The organism is Streptococcus sp. AS20 (genome assembly GCF_000524255.1).
GTDB lineage: Bacteria > Bacillota > Bacilli > Lactobacillales > Streptococcaceae > Streptococcus > Streptococcus constellatus.
Genome location: NZ_JANS01000011.1, coordinates 104389 through 126029 on the forward strand (window position 1 = coordinate 104389; position 21641 = coordinate 126029).

Consider the following 21641-nt stretch of genomic DNA (forward strand, 5'->3'; position numbering starts at 1 on the left):
ATTATATTTATCATTTTTTAGAGATCATCCTTATTTATTATACCATATAATAAATAAATTTAGGAAATGATATACCTGTTTACACAACTACAAAGTATAGTTGTCAAATTTACAAAAATCTTATTTTAAGATACTATATGTTGTGATTAGGATAAAGTGCTATATAGTTCCCTGAATTTAAAACGAGTAACGAACATATAATTCTATGTAAAAATTCTATTTTTTTATTATCATGACTATGAATGAAGTAAAAACAAAAAGCCGAAAATCAAATCAATTGATTTTCAGCTTTTGGAGATTTATTTCAGCCGAAGAACAACGTAACCACTTCCCACCAATAATATGCCCAAAAGGGGTAAAACAGTAGCTCCTTCTCCCGTTTGAGGAAGAGTTTTCTTTTTTCCTTTAGGAAGTGCTGTCTCAGTCTCACTTTCTTTCATTTTCTTTCCCTTATTTTTTGATGAATTTTCATCAGTTGGTTTTGCTATTGCTAATTCTTTAAAGACCTCGTCTTTACTAGCAGAGCTTTTTGTTTCTGGATTATAGTACGAAACTTTGTATTCATTGTCTTCTTTTCTAATAGTGTACAATCCTCGTTTTCTTACTTGGAATCGGTCTGAAATAGTCGAAACAGAATCATCATATTTCACAATGCCCCAAACTTGTTGTTGAGCATCATAAACAGCTTGCAATTTATCATTATTTTTAAGGAGAGCGCCTTCCAAATCTTTCACCATTTGATTAAAGGTGGTACGATCTACATTGGGAATCATCATATAACTATAGCTATCACCATCTCCCTTATGAGTCTGACTAATGGTAATAAAGGTATTCTGCACTTTCGCATCGGATTGAGAAGCATTGATATCTTTCCAAGTCCCTTCTTGAATCCTCTTCATCATTGTAATGTCTGTCTTTTTAAAGAAGAAATAACCGATATTTTTATTTTTGTCGTTTGACTCTAGAAAGACACTCTTCGTCGCATTATACGGATTTTCTTTGTCCGCTAAACCTTCTTCTTTATCATTAACATATACTTTGTAAGGACTTTCTGGGTTTTCTTTTCTTTGCTCAATGGTGGTTGAGACTGTATCATTTGAACGGTTTTGAATGGCACTTCCAAGAAAAGCTATGTTACCATTTAACATAAACCAACTCTTATGTGCTGTCAATGTTTTGTTCCAATTTGTAAAATCCATAGCTGCTGTCGCATTTTTTTCATCTAGCTTGTTTGTCCCTACAAAACCAGATGGCAGCACGCCTTGACCAGAATCATCTTCTCTAGGAGCAGACGTTTCGGTCGTTCCTGGCAATTTATACGGATTAACAGTCGCCCAATAATGATTACTATAATGGCTCAAATCTCCATTATAAAGATAGAACATGCCATCTCCTGTATACCAACCTTTTCTGTTTTCCTTGTTCATTCCTTCATAATTTTTGGTTCGGCTGGAGAACATAGACAAGCCGAAGCCAAAATCTTTTTCAGCATGATACAAAGCTAATTTATCCATTGCATTAAAAGCTGATAAGTAACTCTCTCTTGAGATTGTTGCTACAGAGGCATCATTTAACAGATTTTCCATCAGGCTAATATCACGATATGTTTTCAAATTGTTAAATACATTATAGAACGTATCGGATTGGATAATCGTCTTAATAATTGATTTCAATTTTTGTTTTGTTGCTTCATCTGACATTTCTGCAATTCGATGAATGCCTCGAAGTACTTCAACTGCTGCCACATGATCTTCACTATTAGCACGACTAATAGAACGTCCGCGACTCAAATCCATTAGCTCTCCATGAACGATCAAAGGCAAGAATGATTTGTCAATCCAATGATACATGGTCTTCATTTTTTCTGTTGCTATAGGAGTTGAAGTTTTTTGAATAATCGGCAACAATTGAGAAAGCCCATCAATTAAAACATTGCCATAAGCTCCTGTATAAGCAACATTGGTATGATCGATATAAGAGCCGTCTGGATAGAAGCCTTCACCACTATTTACCAAAGTGAAAACTTGCTCAATGGAACGAATCGTAGCAGCAACTTCTTGCGTATCTTTGCGCAACAGGCCTGCAATGATTTTTACACGTCCCATATCTACTAAGTTACCACCTAAGGCTTTAAATGGCGTAGTTGTTTTCCGGAAATACTCTGGATCTGGTACGAATTTTTCAATAACATCAGTATACGTTTTTATTTCATCATTTGAAAAATATTCCTGCATCAAAGACAGTGTATTGTTAATGGCTCTTGGTGTACCAATCTCGTAGTCCCACCAATTTCCAACGATATTTTTAGAGCTATTGTATACATTTTTATGAAGCCATTCCATAGCCTCTCGAACAGTACGGATAACATTGGCATCTTGATAATAGCTAGAGTGAGGATTCGTGATCTGCTTTGCCATTTCTTCTAACTTGCGATAAGTTGCTGTCAAGTTAGAAGAAGTTTCATAGTTTGCTAATTTTTCCCATAAGTAAGTTCGATTTTCTTTGGATGAGATTGTTTTCAAGTTTTCTGTTACTTTGTCCTCTAATTCTTTGTTAAAAGTAGACATGTATGGATCTTTTGGATTGAAATAGCGATTACCTGCAATAATATCATTCCAGTCTTCCAACAGTTGACTATATTGATCTTTAGCAGACCTCGTTACCGTTAAAGGAATTGTCTTTACGACTTTGCCGTCTTTTTCAACTTTAATATTCGTCAGACCTTCTTTTAGTGGTTCAACAATTCCATTTTTTACAGAGGCTATTGTACTATTTTCTATTGAATAATTATATTCCACTTTGTTTAAAACATATTTTTTCCCTAATGGAAGATCAATCTTATCTTCTATTCCCTTTTCTGTTTCCTGCGGTTTTTCTTCCACCTTATTTCCATTTTCTACTAATTCAACATCTTTAAAAGAAACTGAGCCCGTTCCTTTATCATAAAACAACTCTATTTTAATTTTTTTAGCAGCTGAAAGGGGAACATAATCTTTTTCCAACACTTTCCAATCGGTTGTTCCTGATATTTTTTCAGAATACCAAAGATTCTTCTGAGTCCCCTCTCCTTCAATGATACGAACATAAGCTGCACCAGTTTTATTTTCTGCTTTGATTTTAAAACGGAGTTTGTATTTTTTGCTGGCATCAACAGTTAGCTCCTGATGCACAACTGCTCGAAAAGGTTCCGAACTAGACAGCATAACAGCTTGATCAATCACTTCTATCTTTCTAGAAGGAGTATTGTCTTTGTAATTGTTGTCTATCCAAGCTGTCCAACCAATAGCCTTTGTCCCTGTCCAATAACCTTGCTTATCTTCTAACTGACTAAAATCTCCATTTTTCAAAAGATTATAAGTAGCTTGATTTACCATGCTCTGTTGGTTTGTCTCTTCTGTAATTTTCTCTATCTGAGTATCTGCTTGTGAAGTTACTCCAGAGTTCTGAGATGGATTAATTGTTGCTTCATCTGCTCTAACAATCGTCGAAGCATTCACCAATAAGATTCCAGATAAAAGCACAGATGAAATGGAAATAAGCAACTTTTTCGATACAAAATGATTTCTAATTTCTGAATTCATATTCAACTCCTATACATATAAATTTCAATCATTGAGAGGATTATTCAGTACATCTCTTTTTGTTAGTAAACCGGTTTATATAAAGCATATCATTTTTACTGTTTTTTGTAAACGTTTTCTGTTACATTCATCATAATTTTTTGTTTCCACTCATATTCATTACATATCTATTGTTTTATACATATTTCTGTTTTTTATCTATATTTTTCCTTGAAATCGTTTACATTTCCTGGTATACTACCTTTGTATACTTCAAATAATAAAGGAGGTTTCTTATGAAAAATTCATATAAGAAACGGTTGTACACAAATGTTCTCAGCTTATCAGCTGCCGTTCTTGTTGCAGTTTTAACGCAAGGAAATGCTGCTGCAGATACGCAAGATAGCACGGAGAAGCCTATTACTAACAAGACAGAAACAGTAGTTCCTGCCGAAAAGGCAAGTACGGAAACAAATGCAACTAGAGCGAATGTAACGCCAGATTCTTCATCAACTGGAGTTCAGCTTCCCACAACAACCCATCAAGAAGAAGCACAGAAATCGGAAAACACTCCTTCAATAGACAGCCCAACTTCTACTACAAACGAATCCGGAATAGAGACGCCTGCAACACCTGCAAAAACAGAAACACGAGCAGCTGGAACAGAAGAAAAGAAGGTCCAATTAACTGATAGTACAGTCCATATGTCTGAAAAAGCTACAATTACTGATACTGTGCAGGAACAGGGAGCTCAAGCTGGTAAGATTACCTGGAAATTAGATAACAAGCCGATTAGTGAGTGGAAAACTTGGAAGATGGCTGATGGAACCTTCTCAGGCGACCCATTTGTCACTGTAGAGGAAAAAGCTGATGGAAATGACCTCAAAGTTTCCCTTAAATTTAATGAGCTATTTGGTCAAGACTTAAGCCTGCGGACACCAAATAATATCCGCAGAACTTATCGGCAATTTATCGGAAACCATGAACTCGTTGGAACAAACGAAAAATCCGGTCTGACGATTCGAAAAACACTTGTTTTCCGACCGTATGAAAACTTCCATACTCACGAAGAAATGTTAGCTGCTATTGAAAAAAGTCGACAAGAAGCTAAAAATGATCGGCTTGTTAAAATCGAAAACATTGGTACCAGCGCTCAAGGACGTCCAGTTAAACTCGGTATCATCAGTTCTGATCAAAAAAGCATTGACGACTATCTCAATACAACTAATCGACTCGCTCTCACTAAACCAGCTGAAATGTTAGCAGCTCTGAAAAATGGTACGCTGGACTATAAACTTCCAGTCCTTATCAACAATACCCACGCCGATGAACAACCTGCTATCGATATCATCACTGGACTCTTCAATACTTTTGCGACCAAAGATCAAATTTCTTTCCAAACCACTGATGCCAACGGCAATGCTAAGACTGTCACACTCAGTGTCAAAGAACTCCTCAAGAAATTCATTTTCCTCTTTGACTTTACTGAAAATCCTGACGGAGATGTTGCCAATACCCGTGCCCTAGCTAACGGAATCGATCCAAACCGCGATACTAGCTATCAGGCCAACCCAGAAACCCGGACTGTTGCTGGACTCATCAACAAATGGAATCCAATTGCACTTTACGACATCCACGGCTTTGTCAAGGACTTCCTGATTGAGCCAGCTACTCCACCGCACGATCCAAACTTTGAATATGACCTTTTGTCAAAAAATATGTTGGAAAATGCCCACCACATGGGCCGTGCCGGTGTTGCCAATTCCAAGTATGACCACTACATCATTCCTAAACTAGACTGGGGCGATGGCTGGGATGACTCCTTCTCTGGCTACACTGGTGTCTATGCTATGTACCACGGAATATTAGGACATACCGTTGAAATCCCTGAGGGCAATCAAGAATCCTATAAAGCTGGTTATCACGCTGTCCTTGGAGGTATCTCTTACCTGTCCCAAGATCCTGATAAACTCATGGAAATGCGCCTCAACTTCTATCTCCGTGGCATCAACAAGGTTGAAGATCCAAAAGCTGAAAATGAATTAGTTGGACCAGACGGTAAAGTAGTCGGTCGTATCAAACATGGACAAAAGAAATTCTTCCCTGATTACTATGTCATTCCAATGGAACTTGACAAATCCAATGACTCTCAACAAGCCTTTAATATGATTGAATACTTCAAGAGAAATGGGGTTGTCATTCAAGAATTGAAGGAAGATACTGGCGGTTATAAGAAAGGCGATTTAGTTGTTGACATGGCGCAAGCCAAACGTGGCTATGCCAATCATATCCTCTACAAGGGTTCCAACGAATCTGCTTGGGCTGCTATGTATGCAGAACTGCTGGTTAATTTCCCAGATATGAGAGGCTTTAAGGCTGTAGCTGTCTTCAAAGATAAACTCTTTGACGGTAAACTCGGTGAAGTAACTGCTCTTCGTGCTACTCGAACCAGTGAAATTGACCACAAAGCACCGTATTATGTCATTGCCAATACTTCAGAAAGTGCCGTTCGCGCTGTCAATCGTACAATCCGAGACGGTAAGAAAGTTTATTTGACAGATGACGGCTATATCGTAGATACTCCTACTTTTGCCAACCTGCTGAACAACTTTGCAATTTATGGAGATGCACTGTATAAAGTTCCTCAAGGTCAAGCCTTAAAAGCTTTAAAAGTTTATGCACCGCCTCATCAATATTATTGGGCTGGTGTAGATACTCCTGCTCATACTGCTCTTGCTTTGAAGAATTTGGGATTTGATATTGTCAATACCCCTGAAGAAGCTGATGTGATTGTTCTAGAAAGCGATAATTTTGACAAGTCTCTTCTCGGTTTGAAACCGACAATCATAGTTGGGGGCACTGCTATGCAACGCCTTGAAAAACTCGGTGTCCTTAGTGGCTTTGATGCGGAACATTTCAAAGGTGGTAGTGATTACGAAGGCCTGATGAAAGCTATCATTGATGATGCAGATCCGCTAACCAGTGGTTACAATAAGAATGGCCTCTTCTATTCTAATTCTGGAAACTGGATTGCCAAGGTTCCTGCCAATTTCAAGACTTTGGCAACAATTGCAGGTGGCGACTACTACATTGCTGGTTGGTGGCCAGGAAATGAAAACTTAGCTAATAAAATTGTTGCGATTTCCGGCAGCTATAAAGACCAACCTATGTTCATCTATGCTGGAAATCCAACTAATCGTCTGCATACTATTCATTTCTACCGTTGGGTATCCAATGCTATCTTTGGCAGTCAATTAGCTCAACTGAAGGATCTTGAGAAAGAACAAAAACCTTCTACTGAAGTTGTTGAGATCATCAATCAAAAACCTCAGGCAGCTCAAGCTACAACCCTACGCTACACTCCTCAACCTCAAATGATGAGCACTGCTAAAAAAGCTCAACTTCCTCAAACTGGAAATAAAGAAAGCCAAAGCAATCTCATCATTGCTAGCATGTTCATTCTTGTCAGTGGCTACTTGCTCCATTTAAAGAAAAAAGAAGAATAAGTATCTTCTTTTATAACTATAACTTAAAACTTCCTCGGATTTAATATTCGAGGAAGTTTATTTTATAAAGCATCTAGCGCAACAAGAGTAATCATTGCTGCTTCATAATAATTTTCTTTTGACAAATCTTGCATAAAGATATATTTGTTCTGCTGAACCAGTTTGCGATATGCCGAATTTCGATTAGCCGCATAAAAAATTGGAGCACCAAAGCTGGCAGATTGATAATTATTTAGCGCTTTTCCTTTCAAAGTATAGCCTGCATAAAGAATCTCTTGTTTCATAAAGAAATTCATCATTTTATCTAAAATCTTCTGACTTTGTTTATCCTGACTTTGCGCTAAATTATAAGGTAAACGACAAGCATTGTAATAATAATCACCGTCATATTTAGAAGCGACCGACTTTTTCTCAACTGCACGAACCGTATTTGCCTCCACCCAAAGAAAATCTGGAAGTAGACCTGTTTTTGTTTTAGCACTCATCATTTCCAATTTAGATAGCATGTTTGATCTGATATTTAACCATTGCCTATTACCTGTCAACTTGTAAAAAGCTTGGAATTGAGCTGGAAGAACATCTGATGTTCGCATTAAACGATAGTATTTTGAGTCTGAAGTTGCCCAATTTCCAACCGTCAGCACTCCTGTTGTACTGTTATAATTATAAGTCAAAATATCCTTCAAAATTGCCTTGGCCTGCGCATTATAAACGGCAGCCTTTTGTGGCCATAGTTTAGCTGCTTGAATCAAAGCATATGCAATATAAAGATCGCCATCAGTTGCATTATTAGTTTCAGCTTTAACGATGCCATTCTTAACCGTTTGCCGCCATGACATCAGCTGCGTATTTTTTATACGATGTGCCAAATAATAATTGTACAAACGTTCAAAATCTTTCAGGCTAGCATTCCTTTGTTTTGCAGCTTCAACAGCAATCACCATTCCATAGCCTTGTGATTCAGACAAGACAACATCTTTTTTCTTATTGTTGGTTGTTTTTACATAAGCTTGATCTTTTTGTCGAACAACATAACCTTTTAACCATTGTTGAGAAATCTGACTTTTTAAATGACCTGTACTATTTATTCTGACATAAGTAAAAATCGCAGTTAATGTCAATAAAATACCAACTAGCCAAACATATCTTAAATTTGTTCTTTTCACGTTTCCTCCTATCCTGCAAATCGCTTTGTTTTAACCCATTTGGTTCCATCACGGTGGAAGAGTTTGTCCAATGTAACAGAAGTTACAGCATCAATTGAAACAATAATAAATAACTGCGAGTAAGTAAAATAAGATACCAATGCTAACCAAATCTGCTTAGAAGTTGCTTGACCAAATTGGGAAGCAAGAGAGATATTGATTTGTAAGAGATACAGCATAATCATCAAAAGCCAATTAAACAACATCAATTGCGCAATGTAAATATTACTTGAATCAAATGTAAAAGGAATATGAACACTTGGGACAAATAGATGAACAATAATAGCAATCACATTTGACAAAAGGACAATATCCGATAAAATAATCGCTGCATTAAACCAGAAGAAGACACAAGAATAGTAGGCCACCTCTAATTTCACGCGCCAATTGCTCTTGTCAAACAAATGCTTGAAATTTGAAATAACAACTTCATAATTTCCTTTAGCCCAACGTTTCCGCTGCATATAATAGCTTTTAACTGTCTCTGGTTCTTGTTGGAAAGCTTCAGAATTATAAGCCAAAGCAATCAATTTCCCACTTTGCATAATTTTAAAAGAAATATCAGTATCTTCTGTCAAGGCGCCATTTCGCCACCCACCAATACTTTTTACAAATTCCGTATTGATGATAAAATTTGTACCAGGAATACGACCAATTTTAAACATATGCCACATACCAACATGCTGAATTCGTTGCGTCACGACAATCTCTTGATTGATACAACGTGTTAAGAAATTTTGATTAGCATTTCGTGTCTTGTTTCGACCAAAAGAGGCCACATGGCGTTCAGGATCTTCCAACACTTTTTTAACAAGAAAATAAAGAGCATTTTTCTCTGGCATAGCATCCGCGTCATAAACACAGATATAATCGCCCTTAGCTATTTTCAAAGCGTCATTTAACACACCCGCTTTCCCTCCGGTCCCTTTTCGATCGGTAATGGTAATATCTCTTGTAGCGTACTCTGACATCGCCTTTACGTTTAACATTTCTTGATAAGTATCATCTTCACAATTATCTGCAAATAAAAGCAATTCAACTTTATCATGAGGATAATTCATATCCAAAATAGCCCTTGCGGTTTGCGCAATGACCACATCTTCATTATGAGCTGGTACGACGATCGTGACCTTTGGATAATACTTTAAAGGACTAACATCTACTTTAAAATCACTATGTTTCAACCAAAAATGAACACCAGAACTCAAGGTTACTAGACTCCAAATTAAGGACAACCAAATGGATACCAAGGTTATAATCATAATCAACTGACTAATCATGGTTCACCGCCTTAAAGTTTTTATTTACTCTATTGTAAATGACTAAATAGCAAATAAATAATACAACGAAGCATAAAGTAAAAAAGATACTAATTGCTAATGCTACCCCGAAAAAAATATTGGTGATTGTCACAAATTTCCTCCTAATATTCTACAATAATGTCTGTTTCAAGTTGTCTGTCCAGATTTTTAACAAAATCATCAAAGTTTAAAAACTTTTCACAATTTTCTGAATCAATCAACAGATAGCCTGATTTATACTGCACTTCGTGCACACTTTTACTAGTTTTAAAGCGAAGCAAAGACAATTTAGCAAGCATATTGTGCTGGAATATCTCTGCTGGAGATTGCGCTTCTCCCGAACATAAAATGAGAAAATTCCCATTTGAAAGATAATAAACAGCACCTGTTCCCTGCATACATTTCTTTAAAGTCACATAGATCCGCACCAACATCCAACGGAATTCTTTAGGATAAATTTGTTGAAAATAATCATTATGTGCCCAATGAACTAATAAAGCTTGTAAACTTTCTTCTCGTCCATCTTGAATAGCTTGTAAATGATGTTGATACATTTCCCTTACTTGCTCAGTATAATCCTTGACAATAGAAAGATAGGTTCGTCGGTGAACATTGACTTGTTGTGATATGCTTAAAATAAGCGGAAAGGTAATCAATAGTAGAAAACATTGATTTGTTGGTATATACACAACACCTGCAACCAAAAAAATTGTTGCCAATACACTGCTAAAGATCAGTAACCAAGTGAGCAGCATATCTGGTAAAAGAAATACACTCAAAACCGCAAGAACTATCAAAATAATTTCAATATTTAAAATACTGCTCGCAAAATAGAAACTATAACTAACAATTGCCAAGATAATCAAGATAAGTAAAGCAATTGTCCATTCCAGTTCTCTTTTTCGATACATCTTATTCTCCTATCACAAAATTTTCTGGTCTTTCTGCACGACCAAAGTAATACGCAATCGCTTCTACAATCCGCTCAGAAGCTCTACCATCACCGTATGGATTGCTAGCCTGAGACATTTGATGATAAACAGTCTCATCTGTCAACAATGTCTCCATAGCCTCGCGAATATTCTCACTTTCTGTTCCAACTAACTTCAATGTCCCAGCAGTCACGCCTTCTGGTCTCTCTGTCGTATCACGCAATACAAGCACCGGTTTTCCTAAAGAAGGGGATTCCTCTTGGACACCTCCAGAATCAGACATAATGAAATAACTTCTCGCTGCAATATTATGAAAATCCACAACATCTAACGGTTCAATCAAATGAATCTGAGGATGATTACTCAAAATTGCCTATGCAACTTCTTGTACAGCTGGGCTTAAATGAACAGGATAGACGACCTCAACATCATCATATGCTTCAACCACTTGCCGCAAAGTACTAAATACACGACCGCATTGGTTCTCCTTGATTTTCACGACGGTGCATAGTAACGAGAATGAGACGACGATTTGGTGCTATTTGTGCTAAAATATCATGATGATAATGCTCTTGAACAGTTAATTTCAAAGCATCAATCGCTGTATTCCCTGTAACAAATATGTTTTTCTCATCATGGTTTTCCTTAATGAGATTGACTTTACTTTGCATCGTTGGAGCAAAATAAAGATCTATTACTGCATCTGTCATTTGGCGATTCATTTCTTCTGGAAATGGAGAATACTTCTCCCAAATCCTCAAACCAGCTTCTACATGCCCAATTCGAACTTGGTTATAAAAGGCTGCCAAGCTTGCAGCAAATGTTGTCGTTGTATCGCCATGAACCAAAATGATGTCCGGCTTCATTTCTTTTAAAAGTTTATCCAACTTAGCCAAAATTTTTACAGTAATATCCGTTAATGTTTGCTGCCTTCTCATGATATTCAAATCAATATCTGGTTCAATATTAAATGTTTGTAATACTTGATCTAACATTTGTTGATGTTGTGCAGTCACAACTGTCATAGTTTCAAATTTCTCTAATTGTTTTTTCAATTGAAGAATAAGTGGAGACATCTTGATAGCTTCAGGTCTTGTACCAAAAACGACCATTACCTTTATTTTTTCACGTTTTCCTCCTTATAACAGAATGACACAAATAAAAACGCCTAGCTAAAATAAGACAGCCACCCCTACTATACACTAATATTGTACCGCTTTAAATTTATACCGTCAATATTTTAGCATATAGTTTTTATGATTTTAATCTATTCTCCATGTAAAATATCACATAGCTATTAAGATTTTCATAACAGTAAAATGCTCATAAGCTAAAAATTGCACATTTGCTATTACATCATAATTAAACTATTTTATCAATCTTTTTGCTTAGCTTTTACGACATCATTTATAAATATCAACTATCTTTCACATTGTATAAGCAGATATTAAATATTTTGATTTTGTATTTATTAAATGCTATAAAATTATTCCAACAATTCCACAGTTTTTTATTGAAATCTTTTTCTATTTTCTTTATACTAAAAAAGAAATAAGAGGTATTTTCATATGGTGAAAGGTAATAAACAAAAAATTTTAGACGCCTTCTACGATTTAGCGATGCTAAATCCTGATGAAACTAATCTTTCGATGAGCGAGCTCGCCAAGAAAGCTGGTATTTCACGTCAAGCAATCTACAAACATCATTTTCACAATATTGATGATATCATTGCATTTATTCATGATAGTATCGATAAACCTGTTTACGAGACATTTTTAGAATATAGTACATTGACAAATAAAGACCCCTTTCTTTTCATTGCAGATAAAATTTTTCCTATCCTTTATGAAAATAGAAAATGGCTAAAGATGCTGTATTCTAGCTCAATGGACCCTCATTGGACCAATTATTTAAAAAAGATTTATACAAAATGGGCGCTTGAAAATATCAAACCGAATCAATCACTTATTGATTTACCAGATGACTTTATCATCTCCCTACTGGTTCATTATGTGATTGCCAACATTGAAGTGTGGATAACCCAAGAAAATCCACTCCCACCACAAATCTTCAAAGAAAAATTTTTAACCCTCGTTCACACCTCAATTGATCAATACATATCGTCAGAGAAAACTGAGAACTAGCTATCACAAAAGAGACTGAGCAAACAGTTCAGTCTCTTCATTTTAGACTAACTCTAATACATTAAAATAATAGTTGAGGTGAGTTTTTCAAAAAATGCACTAAAAAACACCCAATGAGGTAAACATTGGGTGTTTGTAATCGTTGCTGTAAAGCTGTTTTTAACGTTTTGAGAATTGTGATGCTTTACGAGCTTTCTTAAGACCTGGTTTGAACAGAGTTAGTTTTAATAAATTTCAAAACCCTTTAAAATCAGCGCTTTCCCCTATTTACAGAAAGCGAATTTTCATCTAATTTTAACTAATTTGATTTGAATGGTGTGAATTTTACCCCACAAATACACGAATTGAGCTGCTAAATACCAAAATTCACACCATTATTGTTTAAAAAACAAAGCAAGTGACTTTCTAACAGTCACTTGCTTTTTGTATCAATGATTTTCTACAAAATCTAAAATATCTTCATAGGTTAATAAGGAAACAATCTATTCAACAGTTAAATGAAGTGTTTTTTATTTTTGATATACGATAAATCATGTTTTCTAAATATCATAGGGTTTGTTATTTAAAATATATTTGTGATAAGGTTTATGTAATGCAGGATGGAGTTTTAATTAGTGATGATAAATTTGTAGTTAGGGGTGAAAATATTGCTTTTCAAAAAAGAAACTTTTGCCTAAAATTCAAATGAAACATTGGAATTTCTAAATCTTAGTTATTATATAAAGACGCTTAACCTTTCTTTATGGGGAAATATTATATTAGAGCTTGCCTATTTGAGATATTGACAATTTTGGTTAGTTAATGTTAAGATATACCTACCGACATATATATCGGTAAGGAGGATAAATGAAAAGAGAACGGCTAACAGCAAATGAAAGAAAATTAGAAATACAGAATATTGCATTGGAAGTTTTTACAATAAAGGGATATAAAAACACAAGTATGCATGATTTAGTACAAGCTACCGGACTATCCGCAGGAGGATTGTATCATCATTATAAAAGTACATCTGAAATTCTTTACGACATGATGATCCGAGGTTGTAAATATAGGGAAGATATTATTAAAAAAAAGATATCTGAAATTCCAAAACCTTTAGGTATAGAGGTGTTAGCTGAACTAATTGTTGATAAGGCACTTTCCAGCAATACATTTGTTCCAATATATGTTATGTTCTTGCAGTCGATGCAGGAAGATGAAACCTTACAACAACTTTATAAAGATATAAGGGATAGTAATATAAGGGATTTTGAGCAAATGTTAGAGGAAAACGGATGTTTGAAGATTTCTAAAGAATCTTGGAGTCTACTCAATGATTTGGTTAATACTTTCATTTTAGGTTGTGAGACATTAGGAATCAGGGAACATTTAATTTCACAACGTCACATTCTTAAAAAAATGATAATTGACATTCTAATAGAAAACAGAGAAGAGGTGTAATTGTATGAATAAAAATAGTAAAGAGCTGTTAACAGAGCAGCCATTACAAATATTAATTAAGCTATCATTACCTGCGATATTAGGAATGATTGTTATTGGCTTATATCCGCTAATGGATGGTATTTTTGCGGGTCAAATACTTGGTGAAAAAGCCATGACGGCAGTAGGCATTGCTACCCCATTTACCTACATCAATACTGGGATTGCTACTTTGATTGGTGTAGGGTCGGCATCTCTACTTTCCAGAGCAATTGGAGAAGGAAATCAAAGAACCATTGACAAAGTTATGGGGAATCTTTGCTTTTGGGTTTTGTTATTGTCAACAATAGTTACAATATTAGGTATTTTATTTTGCGGACAGCTTCTTATGGTATTTGGAGCTAAGGGAGAACTTTTAGATCTTTCTACTCGTTATTTACGAATTATTTTTCTTGGATCCCTATTTGTGAATTTTGCACAGGCAGCTAATATGGTAATGCGTGGTGAAGGGTTAATGAAACGAGCCATGTTAATTATGTCATTGGGAGCAGGAATAAATATAGTATTAGATCCGGTTTTAATGATAATGTTTAAAGAACATGGAGTCGAGGGAGCTGCTATTGCTACAATAACAGCACAATTTATTCAAGCAGTATTTACGCTTTGGTATTTTAAGAAAAAAAGTGAAACTGTAAAAATTGGTTTGATGAGAAAAGAAAAGGAAATAACAGGAGAGATGTTTTCGGTAGGAGTTTCTGCTATGCTTATGCAGGTGCTTACTATTATTCAACAGAGCTTTCTTTATAGTCAGGCATTTCGATATGGAGGAGAAACATCAGCAGCCATTATGGCAGTATCATTAAGAATACAAGCTTTTTCTTTCATTCCGCTATGGGGAATGAGTCAAGGATTACAACCCGCTATTGGTGCCAATTTCGGAGCGAAGCAATATAATAGGGTGAAAAAAATATTTAATGTTTTTACTATTAGTTCAATCGTATTGGCAGCTTGTTTTTGGATACCAGCAGAAGGATTTGCTAAACAGATTCTTAATTTATTTGGATTGTCTGATGAAACACTACTTTTAGCGGTTCCAAACTTTCGTATAATGTATAGTATTTTCATTGTTTATGGGGTAATGATTATGATTATGACATTTTTCCAAGCGATTGGAGATGGTAAAACAGCTGGTATTCTAGTTATGTTAAGGCAAGTGATTTTATTTATTCCAACTATGATTTTCCTTCCGCACATATTTGGAGCACAAAGTATTTGGTATGTTATACCTATAGTTGATGGCATTGTTATATTATTGGGATTGCAGAGATATTTTACAACAGTTAAGAAAATGAAATAGCTAATAAATTATGTAGAAGAGCAGCAAATCGAAAGGTTTACTGTTTTTTCTTGTTTATTATAAAAAGAAAGGAATCTCTATTCCTTAATGTGAGCATACCGAATTTATGATATAATAATAGTAGCACTATACAAGGAGGTTTACCGTGACTCTTGATGTAAATAAAGATAAATTAACAATTTTAGGGATTCCCTTTGATAACTTTTCAGATTTTGATACCGTCTGGTATGCTATTGGGTCATCAATGATTGAAAATTATGAACCTACCGTTCAAGATGTGATTGATTTAAAAACTTATGTTATCAACAGACGAAAGGAATTGAACATTGGTTAAAAATCAATACGAAGGCTACGAGTACATTGACCCTAATCACCAGTATACCTATCCAAATTCTACAGTCTTAATCAACAAACAAAATATTACAAATATTGAAGAAGCTTACCGGAATGAGCATTTATTCGTTACTAGAAGGCTTGCAGACTTACGCTTGAAAACCATTGAAGTCTATTCTATTAGTGATATTTTAGCCATTCATAAATATTTATTTCAAGATGTCTATGCTTGGGCGGGACAATATCGCGAGGTGAATATCTCAAAAAGTGGGAATCCTTTTATGCCAATACAATCTTTCAGTACTGCCCAAGCATATATAAACCGCCTTATTCATACCTATTATCAAACTGCTAATTCAAAAGATGAGATTATTAAACAATTAGCACAAATTCTTGATAATCTTAATTACTTCCATCCTTTTCGAGAAGGGAATGGACGAACTCAACGAGAAGTTATTCGTTCCTTAGCACTATCAAAAGGGTATTCTGCACAAATACGAGTGGAACAAGATGATGAAGTTTACAACCTTTATATGGATGGAACAGTCTATGGAGATTTAAGAAAATTAGAAGAACTACTTTGTAAAATATTGATAGAAATTTAAGAAATAATTGTTTAACATCATAGGCTACAATGATATATTAAAGATTCTCAACTGCACAAAAATGAATGCGGGCAATTTTTAGTTATTACCATGTAGTTCTGTGGCAACTTCAAAATTTAAAAAAGCAAGAATCAATGACGATTCTTGCTTTTTATCTAGTCTACTTCAACTCCTTTTGTATTAGGAGAGTCCATAACAATAGGATTAGTAGTTCTTGTAATTAAATATCCTCCCAATGTACCACGGTTAGAGTCATATGTATAAAAAGTAGTATATTGGCTATCAAAGATAGTTGCCTTTCCAACACTATTAAAGCTAGTATAATCATATAAAGGTCTTTGGGGTGAAGCATTCCGTCCTTCAAATACTAAATAATTAAATCTTTCACCAATAGTCTCATTACCAGAGGCATCAGTCTTAATGTTTACTTTCAAATCTTGACTCATTACATCTTTACCAACAGATTTCTGCAAGTGCTCAAGTGAAGCTTTCTCTTCAGGATAAGTAGCTTCCTTTAAATATGTAATCCAATCTTGTTTGACTTGCTCATACCATTTTGAAAGCTGTTTTATGATTTCTTTGTCAGACATTTTGCTGATATCTCCAAGCTTTAAACTATCTGGTACAGAGTAAATTTTAACCTTACCTTTATTCACCAACCAAATATCAGATATTTCTTTATTTTTATCTACTTCTGAAACTCTATACCATAATTCATTTTTAGCTGTCTTAAAATGTTCATAAATACCAACTGGTTTTTTAAATTCATTTGTTGCTGATTTTTCTGTCTTTTGAGCAGTTTCTGATTGCTTTTGTATCGTGGAGCAAGCACTCAATATCGTTACTACAGATAAAGCTAAACAGATTACTTTTACAATTTTTTTCATATACTCCTTTATCCGTTTCTTCTCTGTTTTCTACGTACACCAAAGCTAAGACTTGCTAAGATTCCCATACCTATCAATGCCAGCCATGAACCTTTTTCTCCAGTTTGTGGGAGTTGTTTGTCAGCTCGGCTATAAATATAGCCTGAGTGAATGGTTGGGCGAATCTTTTTGCTTGTGGTCATTGGTTTGGCAGCTTGACGCATTGAAAGAGCTTGTGCTTTTTCTTCTGCTGCTTTCTTAGAAGCAACCCACTCCTCATAAGCCTTTTTCACCGCCTCATACTGGCTATTTGCATCCTTTTGGTCTTTTAACAGTTCCGCCAGTTTACTACGCGCTTCTAACGTCTTGGCAACGGCTTCCTTATGTTTCGCACTTGCTTCCAATTGTTTTGATACCGCTTCACCAAGCAACTTATCCGCATTCTTATACATGGCCAGCAAGTTTTGTTGATCGTTCAACTTACTTTCAAGCGCCCTCGCTTCCGCAGCCAATTTAGCTTCCATGTTCTTCGCAGCTGCCACCGCTTGTTCAGCGGCTACCAATTTGGCATCTTCACTCGCTTTGCTTGCTTTCAGGGTTGCTAAGTTGTTTTCAGCTGCCGTCAAGGCTTGTTCTGCGGTACGAAGTGCTGCTTGTTTTTCCTTGATAGATGCGTTCAAGTTGGCAACCGCTTTGTCTGCCGCATCTTTACGAGCTTGTGCATCCTTGCGAGCAGTCGTTGCTTTTTCAAGGGCTTCATTAGCCGCTGGTGTAGCGTCTTTCACCCCGGTGAGTGCTGCCAATTTGGCTTTGGTAGCGTTGAGCATCTGTTGCGCTTCCATTGCTTTGCTTTCTGCTTCACGAAGGGCGGTCGCAGCCTTTTGAGCCGCTTCTTCTTTAGCAGCTAAGACCGCTTGCGCTTTTTGCAATGCAATTTGTTTTTCTTGAATCGATGCGTTGAGGTTGGTAACCGCTTTGTCTGCACTCGCTTTGCGGGTTTCTGCGCTAGTACGCGTTGCAACTGCTGCACGGTGTGCCATTTCAGCGCTAGGTGTTTGGAGCGCTTGGTTGCGTACAGTAGCCAATTCGCTTTGTGTCGTGCTCAGTGCTTGATGAGCTGCATCAAAAGCAGCTTGTTTAGCAGTCAGAACCCCATTGGCTTCATTGAAGGCTGTGAGTGCTGCTTGAAAGTCACTTTCGGCTTGAGCCAAGTCTTTTTCCAATTGCGTCGTGTCATATGGGTCTGGTAGGGCTTGACCGGCATATTTATCACTGAATCCCACATAGTGCATGCGACCAAGTCCGTTTGGGGTCACACTGGATGCGACACCGATGACGTCATCATCTTGTTCATTACCAAGCATGTTAGACATATGACCAAAATCGCTATGATAGTCATTTACCATCATTCCAATAATGGTTCCTGCAATAAAACGATACATTTCGGTCATGGTTGTAGTGCGATTGCGAAGTGTGCTTAGATTTTCACTCATCCATGTCAATTTTGATGAAGGTCTTTCACCAGCAGCCAGTGCGGCATGACTGTGACCAGACGACCATGGTTTGTTTTCTTTGGCATAAGCCTCGGCGACTTTTTGGACATAATCCATCGCTTCTTCGGTGGTATAAGTTTTCACCTTAGTACCCCAGAATTGGCGACGAACCGCTGTAATTAGGTGGGCATAATATTGGGTTAAGGCTTTTGCTTGTTCCCGTGTCATATGAGCTGGATCAACTGTTGATGAATCAATTGGTACATTTCCATAACGTTCAATGTCGTAAGCACCTTCCTCAATCCACTTGTTGAAGACGTCTTGAAGCGCATTTTTATCGGCTTCTTCACGTTCAGAATCTAAATACTTCTTATAAGCATCAATCACATATTGTGGTACGGTGATAGTCGATAACTTCTTCTTAGCATCCAATTCTTTCTGTAAAGCATCACGTTTGGCTTCGGCTGCTTCTTTGGCTGCTTTCTTGGCTTCGGCATTTTTCTTGGCTTCCGCAAGGGCATTTTCGGCGTCCGTTTTAGCTACAGCTTGTTCTGCTTCTTTTGTGGTTAAGTCTTTGATTTTGGCATCACGATCGGCGTCTGCTTTCTTGGCTTCGTCCAATTTTTGAGCGGCTTCCACTTCTTTGGTTTTGGCGTCAGAAAGAGCCTTCTCAGCGGCTTTTTGTTCATCCAAGACCTTTTGGGCACCCGTTCCGTCAAGGGCTGCCTGAGCTGTTTTTACTGCCTTTTTAGCGGTGTTAACGTCCGCTTTAGCTGCGCTATCGGCTGCCTTTTTTGCAGCAGCATCGGTTGCGGTGTCGGTTGCCGTTTTGCTTTGAGTGGTTGCTTGGTCTTTCAAGTCCTTGATTTGGGTATGACGGTCGGCATCTGCCTTTTTAGCGGCTGCCAATTTTTGAGTAGCATCGCTTTCTGCCTTTTTAGCATCTTCTAAGCCTTTGTTGGCGGCTTTTTGTTCATCAAGAGCTTTTTGTTCCCCGGTGCCATTGAGCGCTGCTTTGGCGGTATTGACATCTTTTTTAGCCGTATCAACTGCTTTTTGTCCAGCTTCTACCCCTTTTTGGGCTTGTCAAGTGCCGGACACAACTTAAAACCTAGGTAAGACAAGGGATTTGGTTAATTAGTTGAAAATCAAATTCCTATATTACCGACGGTATAATTAGAATAATAATTAAAAATAAGGAGTCATTTAATTATGACAAAATCATCAAATTTAACGGCAATCATGCTTGTACAACAACTAGAAGACGAACACTGGAGTCTGTGGGATGATAAAACAGCTATTCAAATAGCACGTTCTGGGAATTGTCGTCCATTGCTTGAAGCAATAGTAAATCGCTTAAATTCTGAAAATATCAAAGTTGAAGAAGCCTATGGTATTATTCACAATAAGGACGTAGTCACTGTTTGGAATAGCAAAGAAATGAAAAATATTAACAAACTAAAAGCAAATCACATCCATTTCTTATTCAAATTTGAAAAAGGTGCTTCTTTACAAAAGTTAGCTATAGCTATTGGTGTTGAACCACAATATCTTGAAAAACTAAAATCAGGTAGATATGGTTACGATAATTGTCAAGCATATTTAGTACATGCTAAAGATGAAGCAAAATATCAATACTCAGCGGATGAAGTTGTCACGGTCCTAGGTGAAGATTATATCAGTTTGTATAATCGCAAAATGGAATCATGGATTCGGGGAAGAGCAAAAAAAGAAGCCCAAGATACCAAGCTAAGCATCGATTGGATTATTTCTGAAATTCTTGCAGGTAAATTAAGTAAAAATCAAATCCTATTAACTGATGATTATTACAAAGTTTACGGTCAATACAAACGAAAAATTAATGAAGCACTTGATACAGCTGGGGAACGAAAAAGCTATAAAACAATCGCTGAATTAGAAGCGGGGCAATTCAAAAAAACGATTATCTTTATCAATGCAGAAAGTGGTGTTGGAAAAACAGCGATTAGTAAAAAGCTGATTGGAATTTTACAAACGGTTGCTTTGAAATTTAACCAAAATTGGGATTTTTGCGTAACCGCTTCTACAAATGCCTTTGATGAATATAACGGACAAGACATTCTCTTTTTAGATGATATCAAAGGAGACAGCCTGACTGTATCGGATTGGCTGAAACTCCTAGATCCACACATGATTAGCCCTATATCTGCAAGGTACCATAACAAAATGGGATCTGCAAAAGTTATTATAATTACAAATACTAAAGAACCTATGCAATTTTTTGAGCAAGCAAAAGGTAATATTGGAGAAGATCTAGGACAATTTGTAAGACGTATTGATTATTTACTAACAATTGATGAAACTTTTAATTTGTCAACGCCTAAAAAGTCAAATCAATTAGTTTCCTCTTACAATCTTCCTTGTTATGAACCTAAAATCTATTCCTATTCGTTCTCAGAACCGAACCAATATTCAAAAAATGAAGCTCTTGACCTTTTGGTCAAAACAGTTATCCGCAATATGCAATGGAACAAAAAAGAACGTATCACTCACACCGACCAAAGTACGAAAGATACGCTCACTCAACCGAAATAGCAACAAATCTACTATCTCTGTTGCTATTATCTCAAAATACTAAAAAATAAACAAGAGGTGACAGCATGCAAGTCATTTTACCAGACGAGCAAATACATCAAATACAGCTTTTAATATCCGATTTAATCAAACAAGAAATTGAAAACAGACTAAACAATAGCAACCTCGAAAGTCCATTCTTGAATAAGCAGCAAGCCTGTGACTATCTAGGAATTTCCAACAATACACTTGATTCTTGGATAAAAAAGGGATTACCGGTTATTCGAATTGGAAAAACAGTCCGATTTGATAAAACTGAACTCAATCGCTGGTTGCAAAATCAGTAGCATTTTTACCGTAGTTTGTT

Annotated in this window: 13 protein-coding genes and 2 pseudogenes; 8 read left to right on the top strand and 7 right to left on the bottom strand. The window is 36.3% G+C overall.

The genetic code is table 11. From position 1 onward, the window contains the following. Window positions 1-299: 299 nt before the first annotated feature. Window positions 300-3581 carry a polysaccharide lyase family 8 super-sandwich domain-containing protein gene (locus HMPREF1514_RS06040; protein ID WP_037598003.1) on the bottom strand — a complete coding sequence of 1094 codons (3282 nt, stop codon included), beginning with the start codon at window positions 3579-3581 and terminating at the stop codon, window positions 300-302. A 275-nt stretch (window positions 3582-3856) separates the two neighbouring features. Between HMPREF1514_RS06040 and HMPREF1514_RS06045 the strand changes: the two genes are divergently transcribed. Then, window positions 3857-7066, top strand: coding sequence for an LPXTG-anchored zinc carboxypeptidase (locus tag HMPREF1514_RS06045; protein ID WP_037598005.1), 3210 nt, complete (start codon window positions 3857-3859; stop codon window positions 7064-7066). A 62-nt stretch (window positions 7067-7128) separates the two neighbouring features. Here HMPREF1514_RS06045 and HMPREF1514_RS06050 read toward each other — a convergent pair whose 3' ends face one another. From HMPREF1514_RS06050 to wecB, 4 genes and pseudogenes are all read right to left on the bottom strand, one after another. Then, the gene (locus tag HMPREF1514_RS06050; protein WP_003070614.1) at window positions 7129-8232 is read right to left on the bottom strand and encodes a glycosyl hydrolase family 8; all 1104 of its coding nucleotides are present in this window, start codon (window positions 8230-8232) and stop codon (window positions 7129-7131) included. 8 nt (window positions 8233-8240) lie between these two features. After that, window positions 8241-9551 carry a glycosyltransferase family 2 protein gene (locus HMPREF1514_RS06055; protein ID WP_037598007.1) on the bottom strand — a complete coding sequence of 437 codons (1311 nt, stop codon included), beginning with the start codon at window positions 9549-9551 and terminating at the stop codon, window positions 8241-8243. A 143-nt stretch (window positions 9552-9694) separates the two neighbouring features. Further along, entirely contained in the window at window positions 9695-10483 is a 789-nt protein-coding gene (locus HMPREF1514_RS06060) for a hypothetical protein (protein WP_037598008.1), read from the bottom strand. Window position 10484: 1 nt separating this feature from the next. Next, a pseudogene (wecB, locus tag HMPREF1514_RS06065) lies at window positions 10485-11616 on the bottom strand (non-hydrolyzing UDP-N-acetylglucosamine 2-epimerase). Between the two features lie 456 nt (window positions 11617-12072). On the opposite strand from wecB, the gene HMPREF1514_RS06070 reads away from it, so the two are divergent. From HMPREF1514_RS06070 to HMPREF1514_RS06090, 5 genes are all read left to right on the top strand, one after another. Beyond that, a complete protein-coding gene (locus HMPREF1514_RS06070; protein ID WP_003070620.1) occupies window positions 12073-12648 on the top strand; it encodes a TetR/AcrR family transcriptional regulator in 576 nt (191 codons plus the stop codon). An 846-nt stretch (window positions 12649-13494) separates the two neighbouring features. Beyond that, window positions 13495-14088, top strand: a complete 594-nt coding sequence (locus HMPREF1514_RS06075; protein ID WP_037598011.1) for a TetR/AcrR family transcriptional regulator — start codon at window positions 13495-13497, stop codon at window positions 14086-14088. 4 nt (window positions 14089-14092) lie between these two features. Next, on the top strand, window positions 14093-15424 hold the full coding sequence (locus HMPREF1514_RS06080; protein WP_037598013.1) for an MATE family efflux transporter: 1332 nt from the start codon (window positions 14093-14095) through the stop codon (window positions 15422-15424). A 145-nt stretch (window positions 15425-15569) separates the two neighbouring features. Next, a complete protein-coding gene (locus tag HMPREF1514_RS06085) occupies window positions 15570-15758 on the top strand; it encodes a hypothetical protein (protein ID WP_037598016.1) in 189 nt (62 codons plus the stop codon). After that, a complete protein-coding gene (locus tag HMPREF1514_RS06090; RefSeq protein ID WP_037598019.1) occupies window positions 15751-16362 on the top strand; it encodes a Fic/DOC family protein in 612 nt (203 codons plus the stop codon). The genes HMPREF1514_RS06085 and HMPREF1514_RS06090 overlap by 8 nt, the downstream gene beginning before the upstream one ends. A 155-nt stretch (window positions 16363-16517) precedes the next feature. Here HMPREF1514_RS06090 and HMPREF1514_RS06095 read toward each other — a convergent pair whose 3' ends face one another. Next, on the bottom strand, window positions 16518-17249 hold the full coding sequence (locus tag HMPREF1514_RS06095; protein ID WP_037598021.1) for a hypothetical protein: 732 nt from the start codon (window positions 17247-17249) through the stop codon (window positions 16518-16520). Window positions 17250-17257: 8 nt separating this feature from the next. Continuing rightward, a pseudogene (locus HMPREF1514_RS06100) lies at window positions 17258-19807 on the bottom strand (SEC10/PgrA surface exclusion domain-containing protein); the annotation flags it as partial. Between the two features lie 126 nt (window positions 19808-19933). Here HMPREF1514_RS06100 and HMPREF1514_RS06105 point away from each other — a divergent pair. Further along, window positions 19934-21295, top strand: a complete 1362-nt coding sequence (locus HMPREF1514_RS06105) for a Rep family protein (RefSeq protein WP_037598023.1) — start codon at window positions 19934-19936, stop codon at window positions 21293-21295. 65 nt (window positions 21296-21360) lie between these two features. Continuing rightward, complete coding sequence (locus HMPREF1514_RS06110; protein ID WP_037598026.1) at window positions 21361-21621, top strand: helix-turn-helix domain-containing protein; 261 nt, start codon at window positions 21361-21363, stop codon at window positions 21619-21621. Window positions 21622-21641 lie beyond the last annotated feature (20 nt).